This window comes from Microbacterium sp. LBN7 (assembly GCF_045690345.1).
Taxonomy (GTDB): domain Bacteria; phylum Actinomycetota; class Actinomycetes; order Actinomycetales; family Microbacteriaceae; genus Microbacterium.
Window position 1 is genome coordinate 2816230 of record NZ_CP147856.1, and the last position, 20416, is coordinate 2836645.

Genomic DNA, 20416 nt, shown 5'->3' on the forward strand with positions numbered 1-20416 from the left:
GATGATGTCCCAGACCACACTCGACCCGATCGGCGCCCTCGGCCCCGATGCCGTTCCCGGATCGACGCAGCCGCGCGGCTTCCTGTTCACCTTCGTCGCCGCATGGTTCGGACTGAGTCTGGTGCTCAGCACGCTCATGGGCGCGTCGATACCGAAGGTGTTCGCCTTCCTGGACGACGCGACCAAGGGGGTGAACCTGTCGATCGTCGCCGCGGTCGGCGGTGTCGTGGTGATCGTCATCACGCCCCTGTTCGGCCGACTCAGCGACCGCACGATGTCGCGGCTCGGCAAGCGCCGCCCGTGGATCCTCGGCGGAGCCCTGGGCGGCATGGTCGGCGTCGTCCTCCTCGCGTTCTCGACCGAGCTCTGGCAGGTCATCGTCGGCTGGGCGATCGTGCAGACCGGGTTCGGGGCGACGAACGCCGCGGTGCACGCGCTGCTCGCGGACCAGATCCGGATGAGCATCCGCGCGCGGGTCTCCGCCGCCGCCAGTGCCGCCAACGCGATCGCCCTGATCTTCGGGTCGCTGCTGATCGCGGGGCTGCCCAACGAGCAGCAGTGGACGTGGTTCCTCGTGCCCGGCGCGATCGGCGCGATCTTCAGCGTGCTCCTCTTCTTCCGCCTGCACGACATCGTGCGCACCGAGAAGCCGGCGCCCTGGAGCTGGGCGGACGTGGTGTCGACCTACTGGCTCAACCCGCTGCGGTACCGCGACTTCTTCTGGGCCTGGGCCTGCCGCCTGTTCGTGACGATGTCGATCCTCACGGTGTCGACCTATCTGCTGTTCTTCATCATCGATCGGCTCGGCGTGCCGAAGGAGCAGGCATCCGGCGTCTTCGCCACGGTGCTCATCGCCTTCACGCTCACCAGCATCCTCACCACCGTCGTGTTCGGCTGGATCTCCGACCGGACGGGCCGGCGCAAGGCGATCGTCTGGGTGTCGGCGCTGCTGTCCGCCGGGGGGCTCATCATCGCCGCACTGTCTCCGGATCTCACGACCTTCCTGATCGCGATGGCTCTCGTCGGCGGGGCGCAGGGCGCGTTCGTCTCGGTCGACATCGCGATGATGACCGAGGTGCTGCCGACCTTCGATGAGGCGGGCAAAGACCTCGGCATCGTCTCGCTGTCGTTCCAGGTGCCGCAGGTGCTGGTCCCGGTGCTCGCGATCCCCCTGCTGGCGATCGGCGGGTCGGGGGAGAACTACGCGGCCCTCTTCATCGCCGCGATCGTGTTCGGCGTGCTCGGCGGGCTGTCGGTGCTGCCGATCAGGAGCGTCAAGTAGGAGTCGAGAGCCGCGGGCCCGCCGATCCGGTGGGCCCGCGGCCTTTCCCGGCCCATCAAAAGCAATTTCCGCGCACCTCTCGACAAAACAGAAATTTCCGGTAGAGTCGCCATGTCGGTAATCATTTCTCACTTTTCGTGTCGAGAGGAAATCATGCACGCACGAACTCGCAGCATCGTCGCTGCGGCAGCGGCCGGAGCGATGGCGCTCGTCGGCCTCAGCGGCTGCGCCGCCTCCGCAGGATCCGACGAACCCCTTGTGGGGCTCGTCATCAAGACGCAGGACAACCCCTTCTACGTCAAGATGACGGAAGGGGCCAAGGACGAGGCGGAAGCCCTCGGACTCAATCTGCAGGTCGCCAGCGGCGACGGGCAGAGCGACGTCGACTCGCAGATCAAGGCCATCGAGAACTTCACGGCGCAGGGCGCCAAGGCGATCCTCGTCACACCCGCCGGCGACGGGATCATCCCCGCCGTCAAGAAGGCGCAGGAGGCGGGCGTCGTCGTGTTCGCGATGGACTCGCCGCTCGGTGCGGACTCCGGCATCGACGGCACCTTCGCGACCGACAACTACCTCGCGGGCGTGCTCGTCGGCGAATGGGCGAAGGCCGCGCTCGGCGACACCGAGCCCCGGGTCGCCACGCTCGACCTCAGCACCGACCAGATCCCCGTCGACGTCGCCCGCAACCAGGGCTTCCTCGAGGGGTTCGGCATCGAGCTCGGCGATCCGTCGAAGATGTGGGACGAGACCGACCCGCAGCTGGTCGGCCACGAGGTGACGGATGCCAACGAAGCAGGCGGGCGCACCGGCATGGAGAAGCTCCTGCAGAAGGATCCGACCATCAACCTCGTCTACACGATCAACGAGCCCACGGCCGCAGGCGCCTATCAGGCCGTCGTCGCCGCGGGGCTCGAGGACCAGATCACGATCGTCTCGGTCGACGGCGGATGCCCCGGCGTGACCAACGTGCAGAAGGGCATCATCGCCGCGACCTCGATGCAGTTCCCGCTCGAGATGGCGAAGCAGGCCCTGCAGGCCGTCGAGGACTTCCTGGCCGACGGCACCAAGCCGAAGAACAGCGACGGCCTCGACTTCACCAACACCGGAGTCACGCTCGTGACCGACCAGCCGCAGGACGGCGTCGAATCCGAGGACACGACGTTCGGACTGGAGCAGTGCTGGGGCTGAGTCGCCCCGCTGCCTCCCTACCGGGTGAGGGTCGGCTCTTGCCGACCGGCCCTCACCCTCCTCCTCCATACAACGACGTAGGAAAGCCCATCATGAACCGAAGCGCCACCGATCTCCCGGATGACGAGCGACCGAGCACCGTCACCGCCGGATTCTCGATGGGACTGGTCGAGATCGACCAGGGAGCCCGTCTCAGCCCTCTCCAGTGGATCGAACGACGGATGCTGTCGCGCCCGCTGATCGGTCCCGTCGCGGTGCTCATCATCGCGCTGATCGTCTTCTCGATCGTGTCGCCGAACTTCGGCACGCTCCAGAACTTCTCCCTGATCCTGCAGCAGGTGCAGGTGATCGCGATGCTCGGCATCGCGCAGACCCTCATCATCCTCACCGCAGGGATCGACCTCTCCGTCGCGGCGGTCATGCTGCTGTCGCAGGTCGCCATGGGTCGTTTCGCCGTCTCGGTCGGACTCCCTGTCGAGATCTCGCTCGTGCTCGGCATCGTCGTCGGCATCGCCTGCGGGGCGATCAACGGCTTCATCGTGACGAAGCTCAACATCCCGCCGTTCATCGCGACCCTCGGCACCCTGAGCATCTTCTACGCGCTGAACATCTTCATCTCCGACGGGGAGAGCGTGCCGTACGCCGACGTGCCCCCGCTGTTCAACTGGCTCGGAACGGGCTTCCGCGTGTTCGGCACGACGTTCACCTTCGGCCAGGTGCTCACGATCCTCATGTTCATCCTGTTCGCCTACATCCTGCGCAACACCGCCTGGGGCACGCACATCTACGCCGTGGGCGACAACCTCGAGGCCGCGCGCCTCAGCGGCATCCGCGTCAACCGCGTGCTCATGTCGGTGTACGTGGTGGCCGGTCTCATCATCGGCGTCACCGCCTGGCTGCTCATCGGGCGCATCGGCTCGATCTCGCCCACCGCGGGCGCCGCCTACAACCTCGCGTCGATCACCGCGGTGGTCATCGGCGGCACGAGCCTCTTCGGCGGGCGCGGACGGATCATGGGCACGCTGCTCGGATCCCTCATCGTCGGCGTCTTCTCCAGCGGACTGTCCCTCGCCGGATTCGACAGCCTCTGGCAGGAGTTCACCATCGGCCTCCTCATCATCGGCGCGGTCGCCGTCGACCAGCGCCTCCGCAAGATCGGACGTTGACCATGACCACCGGAACCCAGACCCCGCGCTCCACCGACCTGGTGCTCGAAGCGCGCGGCATCGTGAAGCGCTACGGACGCGTCGTCGCCCTCGACCAGACGGACTTCGAGATCCGTCAGGGGGAGGTGCTCGCCGTGATCGGCGACAACGGCGCCGGCAAGTCCTCACTGATCCAATGCCTGTCGGGCGCCGTGCAGCCCGACGAGGGCGAGCTGCTGGTGAGCGGGGAGCCCACGACGCTGAGGACGCCGGTCGACGCTCGCCGGCTCGGCATCGAGACCGTCTTCCAGAGCCTCGCCGTCTCGCCGGCGCTCGACATCGCCAGCAACATCTTCCTCGGCCGGGAGCTGCGCCGCCCCGGCATCGCCGGCTCCGTGTTCCGCATGCTCGACAAGAAGCGGATGCGGGCGGAGTCGCTCGAGGTGATGTCGCAGCTCGGGCTGCAGACGCTCCAGAACATCGGCCAGTCGGTCGAGACCCTCTCCGGCGGTCAGCGTCAGGGCGTCGCTGTGGCGCGTGCCGCGGCCTTCGGCTCGAAGGTCGTCATCCTCGACGAGCCGACCGCGGCCCTCGGCGTCAAGGAGTCGGGGCGCGTCGTCAAGCTCATCAAGGACATCAACGCCCGCGGCATCCCGGTCATCCTGATCAGCCACAACATGCCGCAGATCTTCGAGGTCGCCGACCGCATCCACATCCAGCGTCTCGGAAAGCGCATCGCGCTCGTCGAGACGTCGCAGATCGACATGGCGGATGCCGTGGCGCTGATGGTCGGCGCGAAGACCCCCGAGCAGCTCGGGCTCGCCTCATGAGCCCGCAGCAGGACCCCGCAGACAATCCTCAAGAAAGGAGCACCCGCATGGTGCCCAACTACCTCCCCGTGCCCGGCACAGCCCTCGACGGCAAGGTGGCGCTCATCACCGGCGCCGCCTCCGGGATCGGCGAAGCGGTCGCCCGCATCTACGCCGCCAACGGATGTCGCGTCGCCCTGATCGACATCGACGCGGCCCGCCTCGAAGAGGTCGCCGCCGACATCGCGGAACGCGGCGGCGAGGTGCTCTCCCTCGTCGGGAACGTCGTGGAGGAGGACGAGGTGCGCGCGTTCTTCGCCGCGACCGTGGCCCGCTGGGGTCGCATCGACCTCGTGATCAACAGCGCCGGCCGGGACTCCCTCGCACCGCCCGTCACCCAGGTGACCCTGGAGGAGTGGAACAAGACGATCGGGCCGAACCTCACCGGCGTCTTCCTCTGCTGCCGCGAGGCCTTCCTCGTCATGGAGGGCCAGGAGACGGGCGGGCGCATCATCAACATGGGCTCCTCCTCGACCAAGGTCGCCTCGGGGCCGGGGCACAGCCCGTACCGCGCCTCGAAGCACGGCATGCTCGGATTCTCGAAGAACATCCTGATCGAGGGCATGCACAAGAACATCGGCGTCACGGTCCTGAACCCCTCGCACGTGCGCACGCCGATGACCGAGATCATCGACAAGGGCCTGTACGACGGCGACCTGCCCGCCTACACCGACGGGTGGCTCGACGAGAAGGAGATCGAGGAGGGCCTCTCGGCCAGCTGCATCGATGTCGGGAACGTCGCGGAGGCCGCGCTCTACATCGGGACGCGCACGCCGGACGTGACCATCCCCACCTTCTCGCTGTACCCGACGCACAAGGTGCTGCGGTACGGCATGGAGGTCTAGGCGATCGTGAAGGCTGCAGTTCTGCGCGGCATCCGCGACATTGCCGTCCTCGATGTGCCCATGCCGGAGCCCGTCGGCGTCGACTCGGTCCTCGTGCGGATCGGGGCGGTGGGCGTCTGCGGGTCCGACGTCCTCCGCTTCGGCATCGGCAAGGGATACGGCTTCCCGCGGGTGCTCGGCCACGAGATGTCGGGCACCCTGGTCGAGGACTCCCCGTCGGGAGTGCTCAAGGCCGGCGATCGCGTCGCGATCTTCCCGTGCATCCCCGAGCCCTCCGACCCGATGAGCGAGATCGGCGAGTACGCGCTCGCCGATCGCTACGACTACTTCGGCTCCCGGCGCGACGGCGGACTCGAGGAGTATCTGCGGGTGCCCGAGCGCAACCTGATCCCACTGCGTCCCGGCACCTCTCTGATCGACGGTGCGATGGTGGAGCCGGCGGGGGTGGCCCTGCATGCCGTCCGCAAGGCAGTGGTCCCCCCGAACGCGACGGCGCTCGTCATCGGCGCAGGGCCGATCGGCATCCTCGCCGCGCAGTGGCTGCGCATCCTCGGCGTCGTGCGCGTGCTCGTGGCGGATGTCGATGCGCGCAAGCGCGAGATCGCGGAGAGCCTCGGCTTCGAGACGCTCGACGCGTCGACGGCGCCGTCCGACGAGCTCGCGACGGCGGCGACCGCCGGCCGCGGCGTCGACATCGCCGTCGAGGCCTCCGGGATCTCCGTGACGTTCCTCCAGGCGATCCGCGCGGCGGCGCACCGCGGACAGGTCGTCCTGCTCGGCGACCTCGCCGATGACGTCGCGCTGCCGAAGGAGCTCGTCTCCCGCGTGCTGCGCCGGGAGCTCGTGCTGCGCGGAACATGGAACGCCGTCATCACGCCCCGGGTGACGAACGACTGGGAGATGGTGGTGGCCTGCCTCGGGCGGTCGCTCATCGTCGACGGGCTCGTGAGCCACGTCGAGCGCATCGACGACGCGCAGGAGGTCTTCACCCGCCTCGCCGACCGCGGAGCATGGTCGAACAAGACGATCTTCGCGGTCTCCGACGAGGCCGTCGCCGAGGCGGATGCCGCACTCAGCGGATCCCTCTCCGCACGATTGGCGCGGCGATGAAGGCCGCGGTGTTCCTGGGACCGGGACGCATCGAGGTCACGGACATCCCGGTGCCCGAGGTGGGCCCGGGCGACGTGCTGGTCGAGGTGAGGGCGGCCAGCATCTGCGGTACCGATCTGCGCATCATGAAGCACGGGCACTTCCGCATCCCCGAGGGCACGCGCCGCGTGCTCGGGCACGAGCTCACCGGTCGGATCGTCGAGGCGGGGGCGGATGTCCGCGGCTTCGCGGTCGGCGACCGGGTCAGCGTCGCTCCGAACGTCGGCTGCGGCGTCTGCGCCATGTGCCGCCGGGGGCTGAACCAGCTGTGCCCGACGTACGACGCGTTCGGCATCACGCTGAACGGCGGGTTCGAGGAGTACATGCTCGTCCCGGCGGTGGCGATCGAACGCGGGAACCTCTTCCACGTCCCGGATGCCGTGGGCGACGAGATCGCGGCGATCATGGAGCCGATGTCCTGCTGCCTCCACGGTCAGCGCAAGGTCGAGGTCTCACCCGAGGACTCGGTGCTCATCATCGGCGCGGGCCCCATCGGATGCTTCCACACCGTGCTCGCGAAGCGGGCCGGCGCCCGTCAGGTGATCGTGGCCAACACCCGACAGCCGCGGCTCGACATCGCCGGCCGGCTGGGAGCCGACCATCTCATCAACGTGTCGGAGCAGGATCTGCACGAGGAGGTCATGGCGCTGACCGGAGGCGAGGGCGTGGATGTCGTCATCACCTGCGTCTCCAAGCCCGACGTGATCGCCTCGACGACCGACCTCGCCGGACGCCTCGGACGGATCAACGTGTTCTCCGGACTCGGCGATCAGGCCAGGCCCGCGATCGACGTGAACGCGCTCCACTACCAGGAGCAGACCCTCACCGGGACGACGGGGTCGAGCGTGACCGACTACGGCGACGTCATCGGCATCATCGCGGAGAGCGATGTGGATCTCACGCCGATCATCACCGCGCGGTTCGCCCTCGACGACATCGAGGCGGCGATGGAGCACTCGCGCTCCGGGGTCGGCATGAAGTCGCTGATCACCTTCGACCGAGGAGACGCGCGATGACCGCGGAGGTCTACACCCCCGACACGCTCGTGCCCGCGACGGAGCCGACGTTCGCCTTCGTCGGCGTCACGACCGGGGCATCGTCGATCATGGAGGTCTTCCCGCGGTGGGCCGCGCATCTCGGCATCCCGTCGCGCATCGTCGGCATCGATGTGCCGCTGGATGCCGACCCCGAGACGTACCGCCGCGTCGTCCGGTTCTTCACGGACGACCCGCTCTCGCTCGGCGCCCTGGTCACGACGCACAAGCTGAACCTGTTCCAGGCGAGCCGTGACCTGTTCGACGAGATCGGGGAGTCGGCCGCGCAGCTCGACGAGATCAGCAGCATCTCGAAGCGCGACGGGCGCCTCCTCGGCCACGCGATGGACGACGTCACGAGCGGTCTGGCGTACGACGCCATCGTCGGCGAGGCCGACGACGAGGTGCTCCTGCTCGGCGCCGGCGGGTCCTCGCTCGCCCTCACGCTGCACCTGCACCGGAAGCACCGGGCGGGCGGCGGGGTACCGCGTCGGATCGTCGTGACCAACCGGCGCCCCGGACGCATCGACGAGATGCGCGCGTTCCACGAGCGGATCGGGTTCGCGCTGCCGATCGAGTACGTGGTGGCGCCGGAGCCGACGGTCAACGACGCCGCTCTCGCGACCATGGCCCCGCGTTCCACGGTCATCAACGCGACCGGACTGGGCAAGGATCGGCCGGGCTCCCCTCTCACGGACGCGGCGCGGTTCCCCGACGGCGCCGTCGCCTGGGACTTCAACTACCGCGGCGACCTCGTGTTCCTCGACCAGGCGCGGGCGCAGGCCGATCGCGGCATCCGCGCCGTCGACGGGTGGTTCTACTTCCTCCACGGGTGGACGCGCGTGATCGCGCAGGTCTTCGACATCGCCATCCCGACATCCGGTCCCGCATTCGACGAGCTCTCCCGCATCGCGCGCGCCTAGCGGCGGCGTCACGCCAGAAGAAGACACAGACAAGAAACGACACAGAGAAGGACCACACATGAGCACCGCATCCCTCACTCCCACCACCCGATCCGTCGTCACCCGGTTCGATCTGACCACCGGACTCGCCGACGGCACCCCGTCGCTGCGTCGCCCGCTGTCGGCGATGGCCGGCATGTACGCGGACGCGGCGGCGTTCGAGGCCGCCGTCGCCGCGGACGACGTGCTCAGCTACGAGTTCTACGACATGGGCGTTCCCGCGCTCGAGACCGAGGTCGCCTACGGGACGAGCATCACCTACCCCGGTCGCGTCGGCGACGAGTACTTCATGACCAAGGGGCACTTCCACACCCGCCTCGAGGCCGCGGAGATCTATCTGTGCCTCTCGGGCGAGGGCCTCATGCTGATGGAGAGTCCCGAGGGTGACGTGCAGGTCGAGGAGTTCCGGGCCGGTCGTTCGGTGTACGTGCCCGGCCGCTACGCGCATCGCAGCATCAACACCTCGGCCACCGAGCCGCTGATCACCTTCTTCGCGTTCCCCGGGGACGCGGGGCACGACTACGGCACGATCGAGACGAAGGGCTTCCGCAAGATCGTCGTCGATCGCGACGGGGTGCCCACGCTGCAGGACAACCCGCGCTGGCAGAGCTGACGCCCGGAGCCCCGGAGCGCTGCCATGGGAACGGCCGGACGACCGTCTAGACTCCACACGTGACTGACCAGGACACGGGAGGGAATCTCCTCCACCAGATCTCCCGTCGCGCCGGAGCGATGAGCCCGGCCCTGCGCGGCGTCGCCGATGTGATCCTCGCGGATCCCGAAGAGGCGCAGGCCCTGTCGATCACCGAGCTCGCCGGGCGAGCGGGCGTCGCGGACTCCACGGTGTCGCGGTTCCTCCGCGAGCTCCAGCTCGACGGGTACAACCAGCTGCGGCTCGGCATCGCGCAGGCGATCTACTCGCGTCCCGTCTCGACTGAGCAGCGCACCAACTGGGTGTACGAGGGCGTGCTCAAGGGTGACAGCAGCGAGCAGATCGTCGAGAAGGTGCTGCACGGCAGCTTCGAGTCGCTGACGCGCACGACGGAGCGGCTCGACCCTGAGATCATGAGCGCCGCGGTCGACCGCATCCACGACGCGTCGGCCGTCTACTTCGCCGCGATGGGATCGTCGGCGACCGCGGCCGAGAGTGCGATGATGCGCTTCGTCCGCGCGGGCAAGCGCTGCCACTTCTTCCGCGATCAGAGCGTGCAGACCATGGGCAGCGCGACGCTGCGCGAAGGAGATGTGCTGATCGCGATCAGCGACTCCGGCGACTCGACCTCGGTCGTCTCGTCGGCCCAGATCGCGAAGTTCCACGGTGCCTACGTGCTCGGGGTCACCTCGAACGTGGACTCCGCGCTGGCGTCGGTGGTCGACGATGTGCTCCTCACCGCCGGCACCGTCGCGAGCTCCGACGTCTACGGCGAGTCGGTCACCGCGAAGTGGGGTCAGCTGCTGGCGATCGATGTGCTGTACGCGACCTACGCCACGCGCTTCTTCGAGGAGACGGCCGACTATCTGCAGGAGAGCTACCTGTCGGCGATCAAGCCGACGCGGGGGAGCGGCGGCGACTGACACCGCCCGCCCCGTCACCCGCGGGCTACACCTCGCGCAGCCAACGCAGCGCGCGGGCGAGCAGCTCGCGATGACCCGCTGACGCATACGAACGCGGGTCGTGTCCGAGTGCGTCGTAGACCACCCTGGACGGGCCGAGGTCCCTGGTCCACACGAGCGCGTGCGGCAGGCCGTCGTGCTCGTGCGATGCCAGTCGGTCGATCTCGGCATCCAGTCGGAGGTCGGTGTAGCGCTCATCGTCCACGGCGAAGTCACGAAGTCCGGCCGCGAGCGGATGCTCCGGATCCAGCCGCACGTGCGCCTCGCCGAAGTCCGGATGCCACGACCGACCGCGCACCCAGCGTCCGCCGAGCGCGCGTTCATAGCTCGGGTAGTCGCGCAGGCTCGCCGCCGCCGAGTGCATGGCGAGGATGCCGATGCCGCGGTCGAGCGCGGACGCAAGCGCGGCATCCCCCTCTGCGAGGGACGCGACGGGTTCCTCCCGTTCGGTCGCTGGCGTGCGCGTCCCGGTCGGATCGACGGAGTCCGGGCCCTCGGGATCGCCCGCGTTGATCACGAGCAGCCGTACGTCGTCGTCGAGTCGGCGCAGGGCTCCGTCGGCTCCGGTCTCGATCCGCGGGGAGAAGCCGGCTGCACGAGCGAGCTCGGCCAACAGCGGGCTGGTCTCGGAGTACGCGTGCCACGGATCGCTGTAGCGCCCGGTTCCGGTGAGTATGAGGGCGTCGACCATGCCTACCCCTGCGAGATCAGCTTCTTGACCAAGTACTCGTGCACGGCTTCGGGGCCGCCTTCCGAGCCGAAGCCGCTCTCCTTGCGCCCGCCGAAGAACGTGTCCCTGGCGCCGACGCCGAACTTGTTGACGCTCACCATCCCGACGTCAAGGCGACGCGGCAGACGCAGCGCCCGGTCGGCATCCTTCGTGAACACGTAGGCGGCGAGGCCGTACGGAAGGGCGTTCGCGCGGGCGATCACCTCGTCCTCGTCGGAGAACACGCTGGTGGCCGCGATCGGACCGAACGGCTCGTCGTGCATCACGAGGGCGTCGTCCGGGACATCGGCGAGGAGCGTGGCCGGCCAGTAGTAGCCGACGCTGTCGTCTCCCGGGCCGCCGGCGACCACGGTCGCCCCGCGCTCGACCGCATCCTCGACGAACGGGGCCATCGCGTCGTAGCGGCGCGAGTTCGCGAGCGGCCCCATCTCCGTCGCCTCGTCGAAGCCGTCACCGATGCGTGAGGCCGCGAGGAGCTCGCCGAAGCGGGCGACGAACTGCGCGTGGACCGCCTCGTGCACGTAGAAGCGCACGGGAGAGCCGCACGACTGCCCCGTGTTGTGGAGCTTGGCACCGAGGGCCTGCCGCGCGACCTCGTCCACATCGACGTCGTCGAAGATCAGGACCGGCGCGTGCCCGCCCAGCTCCAGCATCACGGGCTTCGCCGCGTCGCCGGCGAGTCGGGCGAGGTGCTTGCCCACGCCGATCGACCCCGTGAACGAGACCTTGCGGATGACGGGCGACGCGATCAGCGTCTCGGAGATCTGCGCCGGGTCGCCGAACAGCATGCTCAGCACGCCGTCGGGCAGACCGGCGTCGACGAGGGCGTCCGCGAGCGCGACGGCACTGGCGGGGGTCTCCTCGGCGGGCTTGATGACGACCGTGCAGCCGGCGGCGAGGGCGGCGGCGACCTTGCGACCCGGCACCGTGAGGGGGTAGTTCCACGGCGTGAAGGCGGCGACCGGCCCCACCGGCTCGGTGACGACCAGGGTGCGTCCGTCGTCGGCGGCCGTGGGGAGGACGACTCCGTAGGCCCGTGGTGCCTCGGTGGCCAGGGAGTCGATGATGTCGGCCGTGTAGTCCACCTCGCCGAGCGAGTCGCCGTAGGGCTTGCCGTTCTCGAGGGTCATGGCACGGGCGATCGGCTCGCGGCGGTCACGCAGCAGCTGCGCCGCGCGCATCAGGATCGCGGCGCGGTGGTGCGGCGAGGTGTCCCGCCACCCTTCGGCGGCACGGCCGGCACCGGCGAGCGCGGCGGCGATGTCCTCGGAGGTCGCCAGCGGCACTCGTCCGACGACCTCTCTGGTCGCCGGGTTCTCCACGGCGGCCGTCCCGCGGTCGGCGGCGCCGATGCGCCTTCCGGCCACGAGAAGCTCGATCTCCGGGTATCCGGATTCCGCTGACGTCATGGAAGCACCTCAGATCTTTCGAGTGGTTGGGAATGCGCTGTCCGTTATATCTCTATCGCTAGCAATCATAAACTCGTCCGATGCAGAAAGCGCATTCCTGGTCGGTTCGCGATAGTCTTCTTCACGATGAACCTCGATGCCCGCGGCGGACGACCGCCGACACTCTCGGACGTCGCACGTCTGGCCGGCGTCTCCCAGTCGACCGCGTCGCGCGTCGTGAACGGCTCGGCGCGCCGCGTCGACGACGGATACCGCGAACGCGTCCTCGGCGCGGCGCGCCAGCTCGGCTACGCGCCGAACACGGCTGCGCAGGCCGTGGCGCGGGGCGCATCGCACCGGATCGCGCTCATCACGGGCGGCATCGCGGATGCCTACTTCTCGGCGATGACCGCGTCGATCATGAACGCCGCGGAGCAGATCGATCTCCGCGTCTCCCTCGCGGTCAGCTCGCGCAGCACCGAGCGCGAGCTCGAGCTGGTGCGGGAGCTCCGCGGCGAGCAGCCTCGCGCGATCATCCTCGCCGGCACCGGCTACACCGACGCGCGGTCTGACCCGGCCGTCGAGGCCGAGCTGCTGCGCTACCAGGAGACCGGCGGGCGCGTGGTGCTGATCAGCCGCACCGACATGCCCTTCGAGACCGTGTACTTCGACGACTTCGAGGGGGCTCGCCGTCTCGCCGTGGAGATGCTGGCGCGCGGCTACCGCGCTCCGCTGCTGCTGGGGAGCGGCCTGCCGCTGCGTTCCATGCAGGAGCGGATCGACGGCTTCACGGCCGGATTCGCCGAGGCGGGCATCGCGATCCCGCCCTCGCGCATCCTGCGACCGGCATTCGACTGGGATGCCGCGCGGGAGCTGCTGGCGACGATCGACGACGACATTCTCGCGTCCACCGACCTCGTGTTCGCGGTGACCGACGTGCTGGCGCTGGGGGCGTTGAACGGCCTGCGCGAGCGAGGCATCGACACCCCGGGACGGATCGGCGTCGCCGGGTTCGACGACATCACGACTCTGCGGGACGTCGTGCCGCCCCTCACGAGCGTGCACGTGCCGCTCGACGAGGTGGCGGCCGAGGCGATCCACCGGGCCACCGCCGCGCCCGCAGACCTGCGCCGACGCGTCATCCCCACCCACCCGGTCGTGCGCGCGAGCACACCGCCCCGCTGAGTCCGGGGGCGACGTGCGGCGCGAGCGGGTCATGCCTTCACGCCGCCGGACATGAGGTCCAGGCGCCAGAACCGCTGCAGCGACAGGAAAAGGGCGACGACCGGGATGATCGCGATCGCCGCGCCCGTGATCACGAGCGAATAGAGCGCGGCCTGGGAGGCGCCGGCGCGGAGCATCGCGTAGAGCCCGAGCGTGAGCGGGAACTTCGAGTCGTCCGTCAGCATGATGAACGGCAGCAGGAAGTTGTTCCAGATCGCGATGAACTGCAGCAGGAACACCGTCACCAGCGCCGGCGACATGAGCCGCAGACCCGTCGACAGGAAGATGCGCCATTCCGTGGCCCCGTCGATGCGCGCGGCCTCCATGATCTCGTTCGGTACCGAGGCCTCGGCGTAGATCTTGCACAGGTAGATCGCGTAGGGACTCACCAGCAGCGGCAGGATCACCGAGAAGTAGTTGTTGGTCATCCCGACCTGGGCCAGCAGCAGGTACTGCGGGATCGCGAGCATGATCTGGGGCAGCAGCACCGCCGCGACGATGATGCGGAAGATCGACGTGCTCCCCCGGAACCGGTACTTGGCGAGGGCGTAACCCGCAGCTGCGGCGATCAGGGTGGAGGCGATGCCGCCGCCTCCGGCGTACAGCGCCGAGTTGAGCATCCAGCGCCCGAAGATGCCGTCGCGGTAGGCGAGCAGCTGGGCGATGTTCTCGAACAGGCCGCCGGTGAACGACGGGAGCGCGGTGGGAGTGGAGAACAGCTCGGTGCTGCTCTTGGTCGAGGCGATCACGATCCACAGCACCGGCAGCACGCAGTAGAGCGCGCCGACGAACAGCACGATGGTCGAGAAGAGGTTGGTGCGGCTCAGACGCCGGGGACTGGTGACGACGGCGGTCATCGCTTCTTTCCGATCAGGATTCCGACACGGTTCACGAGGACGGACGCCCCGACCGTCAGCACCACGAGCAGCAGCGAGGTGGCCGCGGCCCGGTGGATGTCGTCGTTGACGAAGGCGTCGGTGTAGACCTTCATCAGCGGGACCCAGGTCGACGAGATCGCGTTGGCGAGCGGGCGCAGGGTCGTCGGCTCGTTGAACAGCTGCAGAGCGCCGAGCACGGAGAACAGGGAGCACATCACGATCGCCGGGCGGATCAGGGGCAGCTTGATGCGCAGCGCGATCTGGAGCTCACCGGCGCCGTCGAGCTTCGCGGCCTCGTACATCTCCTGCGGCAGCCCGCGCAGGGCCGTGTACATGATCACCATGTTGAAGCCGACCACACCCCAGACGGCGATGTTCGCGACGGAGAAGAAGATCTCCGTCCCGCCGAAGAAGTCGATGACCTCGCCGCCGATCGGGCTGGTGGCCGGAAGGTAGAGGAAGCCCCAGAGCAGGGAGGCGATCACGCCGGGGACCGCGTAGGGCAGGAAGATCAGGATCCGCCAGACGCCGATGAGGCGGGTGCGGTCCGCATCGAGGCAGAGCGCGAAGAGCGCGGCGAGGATGATGGTGCCCGGCACGCCGATGCCGGCCACGATCAGCATGCGTCCGAGACCCGCCCACAGCTCGGAGTCGAGGAAGGCGGCGAGGTAGTTCTCGATCCCGACGAACACGAGCGAGGACTCTCCGCCCAGCAGGCCGCCGGAGATCCGACGCTGCATCAGGCTGAGGATGAGCGCGTAGATCGCGGGGGCGAGGGTGAAGAGGGCGAGCAGGATCAGAGCGGGCGTCAGCAGCGCGAGGGCGAAGCCGGCGTTCGTCCTCGGTCGGCGTCGACCGCGTGGCTCTTCCTCGGTCCGCCGGCCGGAGCGCCGCGGTGCGGTGGTGGTGGTCACGTCTGTCCTTCTCTTGGAACGGCGGGTGGGGCGGCGACGCCCCACCCGCCGGGCATGCTACTTCTCGACCGTGAAGCCGAGCTTCTTCATATCGGCCACCGTCGTCTCCTGCATGTTCTTCAACACGTCGGAGAAGGGCGAGCCGGACTCGATCGCCGCGGCGAAGCCGTCGTTGTACGCGCCGAACGTGACCGTCGCGTTCGGACCCCAGAGGTCGAACGTGCGCGCCCCCTCGGAGATCGTCGCGACCGTCGAGTAGTAGTCGGGCTGGTTCGGCATGTACGCGGGAGGCGTCTGCAGGGCGTCGAGCTTCTGCCCGTTGATGGCGGCCGGGAAGACGTTGATCTTCTCGACCTGGAGGGCGAGCGCCTCGTCGCTGGTGTTGAACCATTCGATGAAGGCGGCCGCCTCCTCCGGGTGCTTCGAGTCGGTGGTGACGGCGGTCGCCGAACCACCCCAGATGCCGGTGGTGGCGTCGCCCGCGTTCCAGTCGGGAAGGGCCGTCATGGTCCACTTGCCCTTGGTGTTGGGCGCGATGCCGCCGAACTGGGCGGGGGCCCAGGCGCCGGAGATCCATCCGGCGTACGTGCCGTCGTCCATCTCCTTGTTCCACTGCGGAGACCAGAACGGCTCGCCCTTGATGACGCCCTCGTCGATCAGCCCCTGCCAGTAGTCGGCGACCTTCACCGAGTCGGCGTCGTCGATCTCGACCTTCCAGGTGTCGCCCTCGGCGGACCACCAGTTCGCCCCGGCCTGCTGGGTGAGACCGGTGAACCAGCCCGGGTCGACCGAGCTGAACGTGCCGAGATACTTGCTCGGGTCGGCCGCGTGCAGCGTGCGGGCGACGTCGGCGTACTCATCCCACGTGGTGGGCGGCGTGAGGCCGTACTGCTCGAAGATGTCGTTGCGGTAGAAGAACACCAGCGGCGCGAAGTCCTGGGGCAGGCCGTAGACCTTGCCATCGAAGGACACCTGGTCGAAGGCTGCGGGCGTGAAGCTGTCGGAAGCGTCCTTCGTGTACTCGGTGATGTCGGCGGCGACCCCGTTCGCGACGAGTGCCGGCAGCGCCTGGTACTCGACCTTCACGATGTCGGCGGCGTCACCGGACTTGTGCGCGGTGAGGATGCGGCTGACGAGCTCGTTGCCGCCGGCGGGGTCGGTGACCTCGACCTGGATGTCAGGGTGCGACTCGTTCCAGACCTCGGCGATCTCGGGCATCGACGGGTCCCACGACCACATCTGCAGCGTGACGGGTCCGCTGCTCTCGTTCTCGGAGCCGGTGCCGGCTCCGCAGCCGGCGAGTAGCGCGGCGGAGGCGACGATCGCCCCGGCGGCCAACAGGGTCCTTCTCATGGTGCATCTCCTTTGATGGGGGGAATGTCTTCGGGTGACGAGGGAAAGCGATCTCGGAATGCGCTTTCCCTCGAGGATAAAGATACCTCGCATGGCTGTCAAGCGGTCGCTCACGCCATCGCCGCGAGCTCGCCGAGTGACACCGCGTGCACGGCGTCCTCACCGCGGGCGGCCCGCTGCGCCTCGCCGACGACGGACTCACCCAACCGGCGGAGCTCGTTGCCCAGCGCGCCGGCGATGTGCGGGGTGACGATCACCGACGGCGACTCCAGGAGCACGTGTCCCGCGGGGAGCGGCTCCGGATCCGTGACATCGAGCACGGCCCGCAGCCGCTCGGCACGGATCTCGTCCACGAGAGCCGCATGATCGACGATGGGACCCCGGGCGGTGTTGATCAGGGTGGCGCCGTCGGGCATCAGCCCGAGCAGTCGGCGACTCACGAGTCCGACCGTCTCGGGGAGCAGCGGCGCATGGACGCTCACGATGTCGCTGCTCGCGAAGAGCTCGTCGAGCTCGACCACCCTGGCGTGCTCGCGGATCGGGTCGTCATCACGCAGATACGGATCGCTCACCGCGACGTCGACGTCGAAACCGCGCAGCAGCGCGATCACCCGCCGCCCGATCTTCGATGCGCCCAGGATGCCGATGCGGCGCCGATGGTTGCCGATGCGCTCGAACTGCGGCGTGAGGTCGCCCGCGGGATCCCGGCGGTGCGCGGCTGCGGCTGCCGCGACGCCCTTGCCCTCGAGGAGGATCATGGCGAGCGTGTACTCCGCGACGGGTATGGCGTTCGCCGCAGCCGCCGTGGTCACGCGGATCCCCCGATGCCAGACCTCCGGATCGAGATGCTCCTTGACCGTCCCGGCCGCGTGGTGGATCGCGCGGAGAGCCGGCATCCGAGCCAGTTCCTCCGGCCCGATCCACGGGCAGCCCCAGCCGGTGATGAGCGTGTGGACCGTGCGGAGGCGCGGATCGTCCAGGGACTGCGTCACCGGGCGGTCGCCGAAGTCCAGCAGAGCGCCCAGGGCCGCGAACTGCTCGGGAGCGAACAGCTGCGTCACGAGACCGCGTCTCATCACGAACTGCGCGCGGGGGCGCGCACTCTCCACCTGGTCCGGGGGAACGATCATCGATTCTCCTTGGCGAATGCGGCGACGGCGGGCTACGATCAGACGGCGGGAAACCGCATTCCGAGAATGTACCAGCATCGCGAATCACGTGACGCACACGAAAGGAGACCATCACGGTGACGACGTCGAAGATCGCCGCCGGCTCCGGCAGCTGGGTGCGGTGGAACCCGGCGAGCGTCGGAGACGACATTCCCCTCGCCGAATCCATCGACCTCGTGCACGAGCTCTTCGAGGATCCCGTCGTGCGTGTGCTCGACACCGCGAACAACTACGGCTTCGGAGCCAGCGAAGAGCGGATCGGCATGGCGATCCGGGAGTACGGCTTCGTCCCCGACGGTTTCGTGATCCAGACCAAGGCGGACCGCGACATGACGACCGGGGACTTCTCCGGAGCCCGCGTCCGCCGTTCCCTCGACGAGAGCCGGACGCGCCTCGGCTTCGACCGTCTGCCGGTGGTCTACCTGCACGACCCTGAGAACATCACCTGGGAGCAGGCGTTCGCCGTCGACGGCCCGGTCGCCGCCCTGGTGGCGGCCCGGGAGGCGGAGATCATCGGAACGCTCGGCGTCGCAGGCGGCCCCTCCGACCTCATGCGGCGATATCTCGACACAGGGCACTTCGAAGCGCTCATCACCCACAACCGCTATACGGTCGTCGACCGCAGCGCCGACCGTCTGCTCGATCACGCGCACGCGCTCGGCGTGCATGTCACGAACGCGTCGCCCTACGGAGGAGGCTTCCTCACCGCTTGGCCGCCACCGACCGAGCGATACGCCTACGGGCCCGCGGGGCCGAGCGTGCGACGGACCGCCGCGACGGCGGCGCGACTGTGCGCGGACGCGGGCGTGCCGCTCATCGCCGCGTCCCTTGCCTTCTCGACCGAGGACCCGCGCATCGACAGCACGATCATCGGCATGCGCACGACCCGCGATCTCGCCGCGACGCATGAGCTGCTCGCGACCCCGGTCGCGCCCGAACTGCGCGACGCGCTGCGTGCGCTCCAGTCCGACCCCCGCGAGTGGCAGGACGCGGTCGACGCCTGACCGTCGCGACGCCCGCGTTCCCGCTCCTCGAGGTGGTCGACCACAGGGGCGGGCGTGCGCTCAGTGGTCGGTCCAGTCGAGCGACCGCGACACGGCCTTCCTCCAGCCCGCGTAGAGGCGCTCGCGCGTGTCGGCATCCATCTGCGGCTCGAACGTGCGCTCGATCTCGATCGAGGCGCGCAGCTCGTCCTGCGAGGCCCAGAATCCCACCGCGAGGCCCGCGAGGAACGCGGCGCCGCGGGCGGTCGACTCGGTCACACGCGGACGGTGCACCGGCACGCCGAGCTGATCGGCCTGGAACTGCAGGTGGAAGTCGTTGGCCACCGCGCCGCCGTCGACCCGCAGCTCGGGGAGCGGCGTGCCCGACTCCGCGGTCATGGCGTCGATGACGTCGCGATAGGAGTAGCTCATCGACTCCAGTGCCGCGCGCACCAGCTGCGCGCGACCCGTGCCGGGGGTGATGCCGAACACGGCGGCACGCGCGTACTGATCCCAATAGGGTGAGGCGAGACCCGTGAAGGCGGGCACGAGATAGACCCCGCCGGTGTCGGGGACGGATGCCGCGATCGCCGCGGTCTCCTCGACGTCGTCGATGATGCGGAGTTCGTCGCGGAGCCATTTGATGGTCACGCCGACGCCGAAGAACACGCCCTCCAGCGCGTACTCGACGCGGCCGTCGAGCCCCCAGGCGATCGTCGTGATCAGACCCGCCTCGGAGTGGACCGGCGTCGTGCCGGTGTTCATCATCACCGAGCCGCCCGTGCCGTACGTGGCCTTCACGGCCCCGGGCGCGAAGCACGCCTGTCCGAAGAGGGCGCCCTGCTGATCGCCGGTGGCGGAGGCGACCGGGATGGCCGTTCCGAAGCCCGCCGTCGCGCCCGTCGTGCCGTACACCTCGCTCGAGGGACGTACCTCGGGCAGGATGCCGCGCGGGATGTCGAGAATGTCGAGGATCTTCTGGTCCCACGTGAGCTCCCGGATGTTGAAGCACATCGTGCGGGAGGCATTGGAGTAGTCGGTCACGTGCGCGGCGCCGTCGGTCAGCTTCCAGATGAGCCAGGAGTCGATGGTCCCACAGAGCAGGTCGCCGGCCTCGGCCCGTTCGCGCACGCCGGGGACGTTCTCGAGGAGCCAGCGGATCTTCGTGCCGGAGAAGTAGGTGTCGATCGGCAGCCCGGTCGATTCGCGGATGTACTCGGCATGACCGTCCGCGCGCAGCACGTCGCAGAACTCGGCGGTGCGGCCGTCCTGCCACACGAGGGCGTTGTGGACGGGCTCTCCCGTCGCGCGGTCCCAGATGACGCAGGTCTCGCGCTGGTTGGTGATGCCGATCGCCGCGATGGCGTCGGCCGGCACACCCGAGTCGGACAGCACCCGGTGCGCGACTCGGAGCTGCGACTCCCAGATCACCTCGGCGTCGTGCTCCACCCATCCGGGCGCGGGGTAGTGCTGCTCGAACTCCTCCTGCGCGATGTGCTCGATCGACCCGTCTTCCCTGAAGAGAATTGCGCGGACGCTGCCGGTGCCGGCGTCCAGCGCCATCACGTGTGTCTTGTTCATCCTCGAACCGGTTCCACTTCGTCGTGTGTTGACCGGGCATCATGCCCGTGACTAGAGTGACCGAAGTTTATTCTGAACGCAAGTGAATCAGAGAAATATTTACCGAAT

The 20416-nt window shown here is 68.8% G+C and carries 19 protein-coding genes; 12 read left to right on the forward strand and 7 right to left on the reverse strand.

Going from position 1 to position 20416, the window contains the following annotated elements; translation table 11 throughout:
- Positions 1-4: 4 nt before the first annotated feature.
- From LBN7_RS13540 to LBN7_RS13585, 10 genes are all read left to right on the forward strand, one after another.
- Positions 5-1282: an MFS transporter gene (locus tag LBN7_RS13540; RefSeq protein ID WP_341947608.1), complete on the forward strand. Its 1278-nt coding sequence runs from the start codon at positions 5-7 to the stop codon at positions 1280-1282.
- A gap of 153 nt (positions 1283-1435) precedes the next feature.
- Entirely contained in the window at positions 1436-2470 is a 1035-nt protein-coding gene (locus LBN7_RS13545) for a substrate-binding domain-containing protein (protein WP_407359941.1), read from the forward strand.
- A 92-nt stretch (positions 2471-2562) separates the two neighbouring features.
- The gene (locus LBN7_RS13550; protein ID WP_116635515.1) at positions 2563-3636 is read left to right on the forward strand and encodes an ABC transporter permease; all 1074 of its coding nucleotides are present in this window, start codon (positions 2563-2565) and stop codon (positions 3634-3636) included.
- A 2-nt stretch (positions 3637-3638) separates the two neighbouring features.
- Entirely contained in the window at positions 3639-4445 is an 807-nt protein-coding gene (locus LBN7_RS13555; RefSeq protein ID WP_116635516.1) for an ATP-binding cassette domain-containing protein, read from the forward strand.
- A 47-nt stretch (positions 4446-4492) separates the two neighbouring features.
- Complete coding sequence (locus tag LBN7_RS13560; protein WP_116635517.1) at positions 4493-5329, forward strand: SDR family NAD(P)-dependent oxidoreductase; 837 nt, start codon at positions 4493-4495, stop codon at positions 5327-5329.
- 6 nt (positions 5330-5335) lie between these two features.
- Positions 5336-6439, forward strand: a complete 1104-nt coding sequence (locus LBN7_RS13565; RefSeq protein WP_407359942.1) for a galactitol-1-phosphate 5-dehydrogenase — start codon at positions 5336-5338, stop codon at positions 6437-6439.
- Positions 6436-7494 carry a zinc-dependent dehydrogenase gene (locus tag LBN7_RS13570; RefSeq protein ID WP_341947613.1) on the forward strand — a complete coding sequence of 353 codons (1059 nt, stop codon included), beginning with the start codon at positions 6436-6438 and terminating at the stop codon, positions 7492-7494. The genes LBN7_RS13565 and LBN7_RS13570 overlap by 4 nt, the downstream gene beginning before the upstream one ends.
- Positions 7491-8435, forward strand: coding sequence for a shikimate dehydrogenase family protein (locus LBN7_RS13575; RefSeq protein ID WP_407359943.1), 945 nt, complete (start codon positions 7491-7493; stop codon positions 8433-8435). Before LBN7_RS13570 ends, LBN7_RS13575 begins: the two co-directional genes overlap by 4 nt.
- A gap of 58 nt (positions 8436-8493) precedes the next feature.
- Positions 8494-9087, forward strand: coding sequence for a glucose-6-phosphate isomerase family protein (locus LBN7_RS13580; RefSeq protein ID WP_407359944.1), 594 nt, complete (start codon positions 8494-8496; stop codon positions 9085-9087).
- Between the two features lie 59 nt (positions 9088-9146).
- Positions 9147-10049, forward strand: a complete 903-nt coding sequence (locus tag LBN7_RS13585; RefSeq protein ID WP_207769963.1) for a MurR/RpiR family transcriptional regulator — start codon at positions 9147-9149, stop codon at positions 10047-10049.
- Between the two features lie 25 nt (positions 10050-10074).
- Here LBN7_RS13585 and LBN7_RS13590 read toward each other — a convergent pair whose 3' ends face one another.
- Together LBN7_RS13590 and LBN7_RS13595 are read right to left on the reverse strand one after the other, a co-directional pair.
- Positions 10075-10779, reverse strand: a complete 705-nt coding sequence (locus tag LBN7_RS13590; RefSeq protein WP_407359945.1) for a ThuA domain-containing protein — start codon at positions 10777-10779, stop codon at positions 10075-10077.
- Between the two features lie 2 nt (positions 10780-10781).
- Positions 10782-12227, reverse strand: a complete 1446-nt coding sequence (locus LBN7_RS13595) for an NAD-dependent succinate-semialdehyde dehydrogenase (protein ID WP_407359946.1) — start codon at positions 12225-12227, stop codon at positions 10782-10784.
- A gap of 126 nt (positions 12228-12353) precedes the next feature.
- Here LBN7_RS13595 and LBN7_RS13600 point away from each other — a divergent pair, with 126 nt between their 5' ends.
- Positions 12354-13391: a LacI family DNA-binding transcriptional regulator gene (locus LBN7_RS13600; RefSeq protein ID WP_407359947.1), complete on the forward strand. Its 1038-nt coding sequence runs from the start codon at positions 12354-12356 to the stop codon at positions 13389-13391.
- A 29-nt stretch (positions 13392-13420) separates the two neighbouring features.
- Here LBN7_RS13600 and LBN7_RS13605 read toward each other — a convergent pair whose 3' ends face one another.
- The 4 genes from LBN7_RS13605 to LBN7_RS13620 all read right to left on the reverse strand — a co-directional run bounded on the left by LBN7_RS13605 (position 13421) and on the right by LBN7_RS13620 (position 17705).
- Positions 13421-14287: a carbohydrate ABC transporter permease gene (locus tag LBN7_RS13605; RefSeq protein WP_116635525.1), complete on the reverse strand. Its 867-nt coding sequence runs from the start codon at positions 14285-14287 to the stop codon at positions 13421-13423.
- Complete coding sequence (locus tag LBN7_RS13610) at positions 14284-15222, reverse strand: carbohydrate ABC transporter permease (protein ID WP_243408910.1); 939 nt, start codon at positions 15220-15222, stop codon at positions 14284-14286. Before LBN7_RS13610 ends, LBN7_RS13605 begins: the two co-directional genes overlap by 4 nt.
- Before the next feature lie 57 nt (positions 15223-15279).
- Positions 15280-16575, reverse strand: a complete 1296-nt coding sequence (locus LBN7_RS13615) for an ABC transporter substrate-binding protein (protein ID WP_407359948.1) — start codon at positions 16573-16575, stop codon at positions 15280-15282.
- 110 nt (positions 16576-16685) lie between these two features.
- A complete protein-coding gene (locus LBN7_RS13620; protein WP_407359949.1) occupies positions 16686-17705 on the reverse strand; it encodes a hydroxyacid dehydrogenase in 1020 nt (339 codons plus the stop codon).
- A 116-nt stretch (positions 17706-17821) separates the two neighbouring features.
- Between LBN7_RS13620 and LBN7_RS13625 the strand changes: the two genes are divergently transcribed.
- Positions 17822-18748, forward strand: a complete 927-nt coding sequence (locus tag LBN7_RS13625) for an aldo/keto reductase (RefSeq protein ID WP_407359950.1) — start codon at positions 17822-17824, stop codon at positions 18746-18748.
- 60 nt (positions 18749-18808) lie between these two features.
- Here the strand turns inward: LBN7_RS13625 and glpK are convergent, their stop codons facing one another.
- The gene (glpK, locus tag LBN7_RS13630) at positions 18809-20308 is read right to left on the reverse strand and encodes a glycerol kinase GlpK (RefSeq protein WP_407359951.1); all 1500 of its coding nucleotides are present in this window, start codon (positions 20306-20308) and stop codon (positions 18809-18811) included.
- Between the last annotated feature and the right edge of the window lie 108 nt (positions 20309-20416).

Bases quoted from the DNA above. Each gene is read 5' to 3' on its own strand.
- LBN7_RS13615 (WP_407359948.1), bottom strand. From the start codon at position 16,575: ATGAGAAGGACCCTGTTGGCCGCCGGGGCGATCGTCGCCTCCGCCGCG.
- LBN7_RS13555 (WP_116635516.1), top strand. From the start codon at position 3,639: ATGACCACCGGAACCCAGACCCCGCGCTCCACCGACCTGGTGCTCGAA.
- LBN7_RS13575 (WP_407359943.1), top strand. From the start codon at position 7,491: ATGACCGCGGAGGTCTACACCCCCGACACGCTCGTGCCCGCGACGGAG.
- LBN7_RS13570 (WP_341947613.1), top strand. From the start codon at position 6,436: ATGAAGGCCGCGGTGTTCCTGGGACCGGGACGCATCGAGGTCACGGAC.
- LBN7_RS13590 (WP_407359945.1), bottom strand. From the start codon at position 10,779: ATGGTCGACGCCCTCATACTCACCGGAACCGGGCGCTACAGCGATCCG.
- LBN7_RS13620 (WP_407359949.1), bottom strand. From the start codon at position 17,705: ATGATCGTTCCCCCGGACCAGGTGGAGAGTGCGCGCCCCCGCGCGCAG.
- glpK (WP_407359951.1), bottom strand. From the start codon at position 20,308: ATGAACAAGACACACGTGATGGCGCTGGACGCCGGCACCGGCAGCGTC.
- LBN7_RS13560 (WP_116635517.1), top strand. From the start codon at position 4,493: ATGGTGCCCAACTACCTCCCCGTGCCCGGCACAGCCCTCGACGGCAAG.
- LBN7_RS13580 (WP_407359944.1), top strand. From the start codon at position 8,494: ATGAGCACCGCATCCCTCACTCCCACCACCCGATCCGTCGTCACCCGG.
- LBN7_RS13540 (WP_341947608.1), top strand. From the start codon at position 5: ATGTCCCAGACCACACTCGACCCGATCGGCGCCCTCGGCCCCGATGCC.
- LBN7_RS13600 (WP_407359947.1), top strand. From the start codon at position 12,354: ATGAACCTCGATGCCCGCGGCGGACGACCGCCGACACTCTCGGACGTC.
- LBN7_RS13545 (WP_407359941.1), top strand. From the start codon at position 1,436: ATGCACGCACGAACTCGCAGCATCGTCGCTGCGGCAGCGGCCGGAGCG.
- LBN7_RS13605 (WP_116635525.1), bottom strand. From the start codon at position 14,287: ATGACCGCCGTCGTCACCAGTCCCCGGCGTCTGAGCCGCACCAACCTC.
- LBN7_RS13550 (WP_116635515.1), top strand. From the start codon at position 2,563: ATGAACCGAAGCGCCACCGATCTCCCGGATGACGAGCGACCGAGCACC.
- LBN7_RS13595 (WP_407359946.1), bottom strand. From the start codon at position 12,227: ATGACGTCAGCGGAATCCGGATACCCGGAGATCGAGCTTCTCGTGGCC.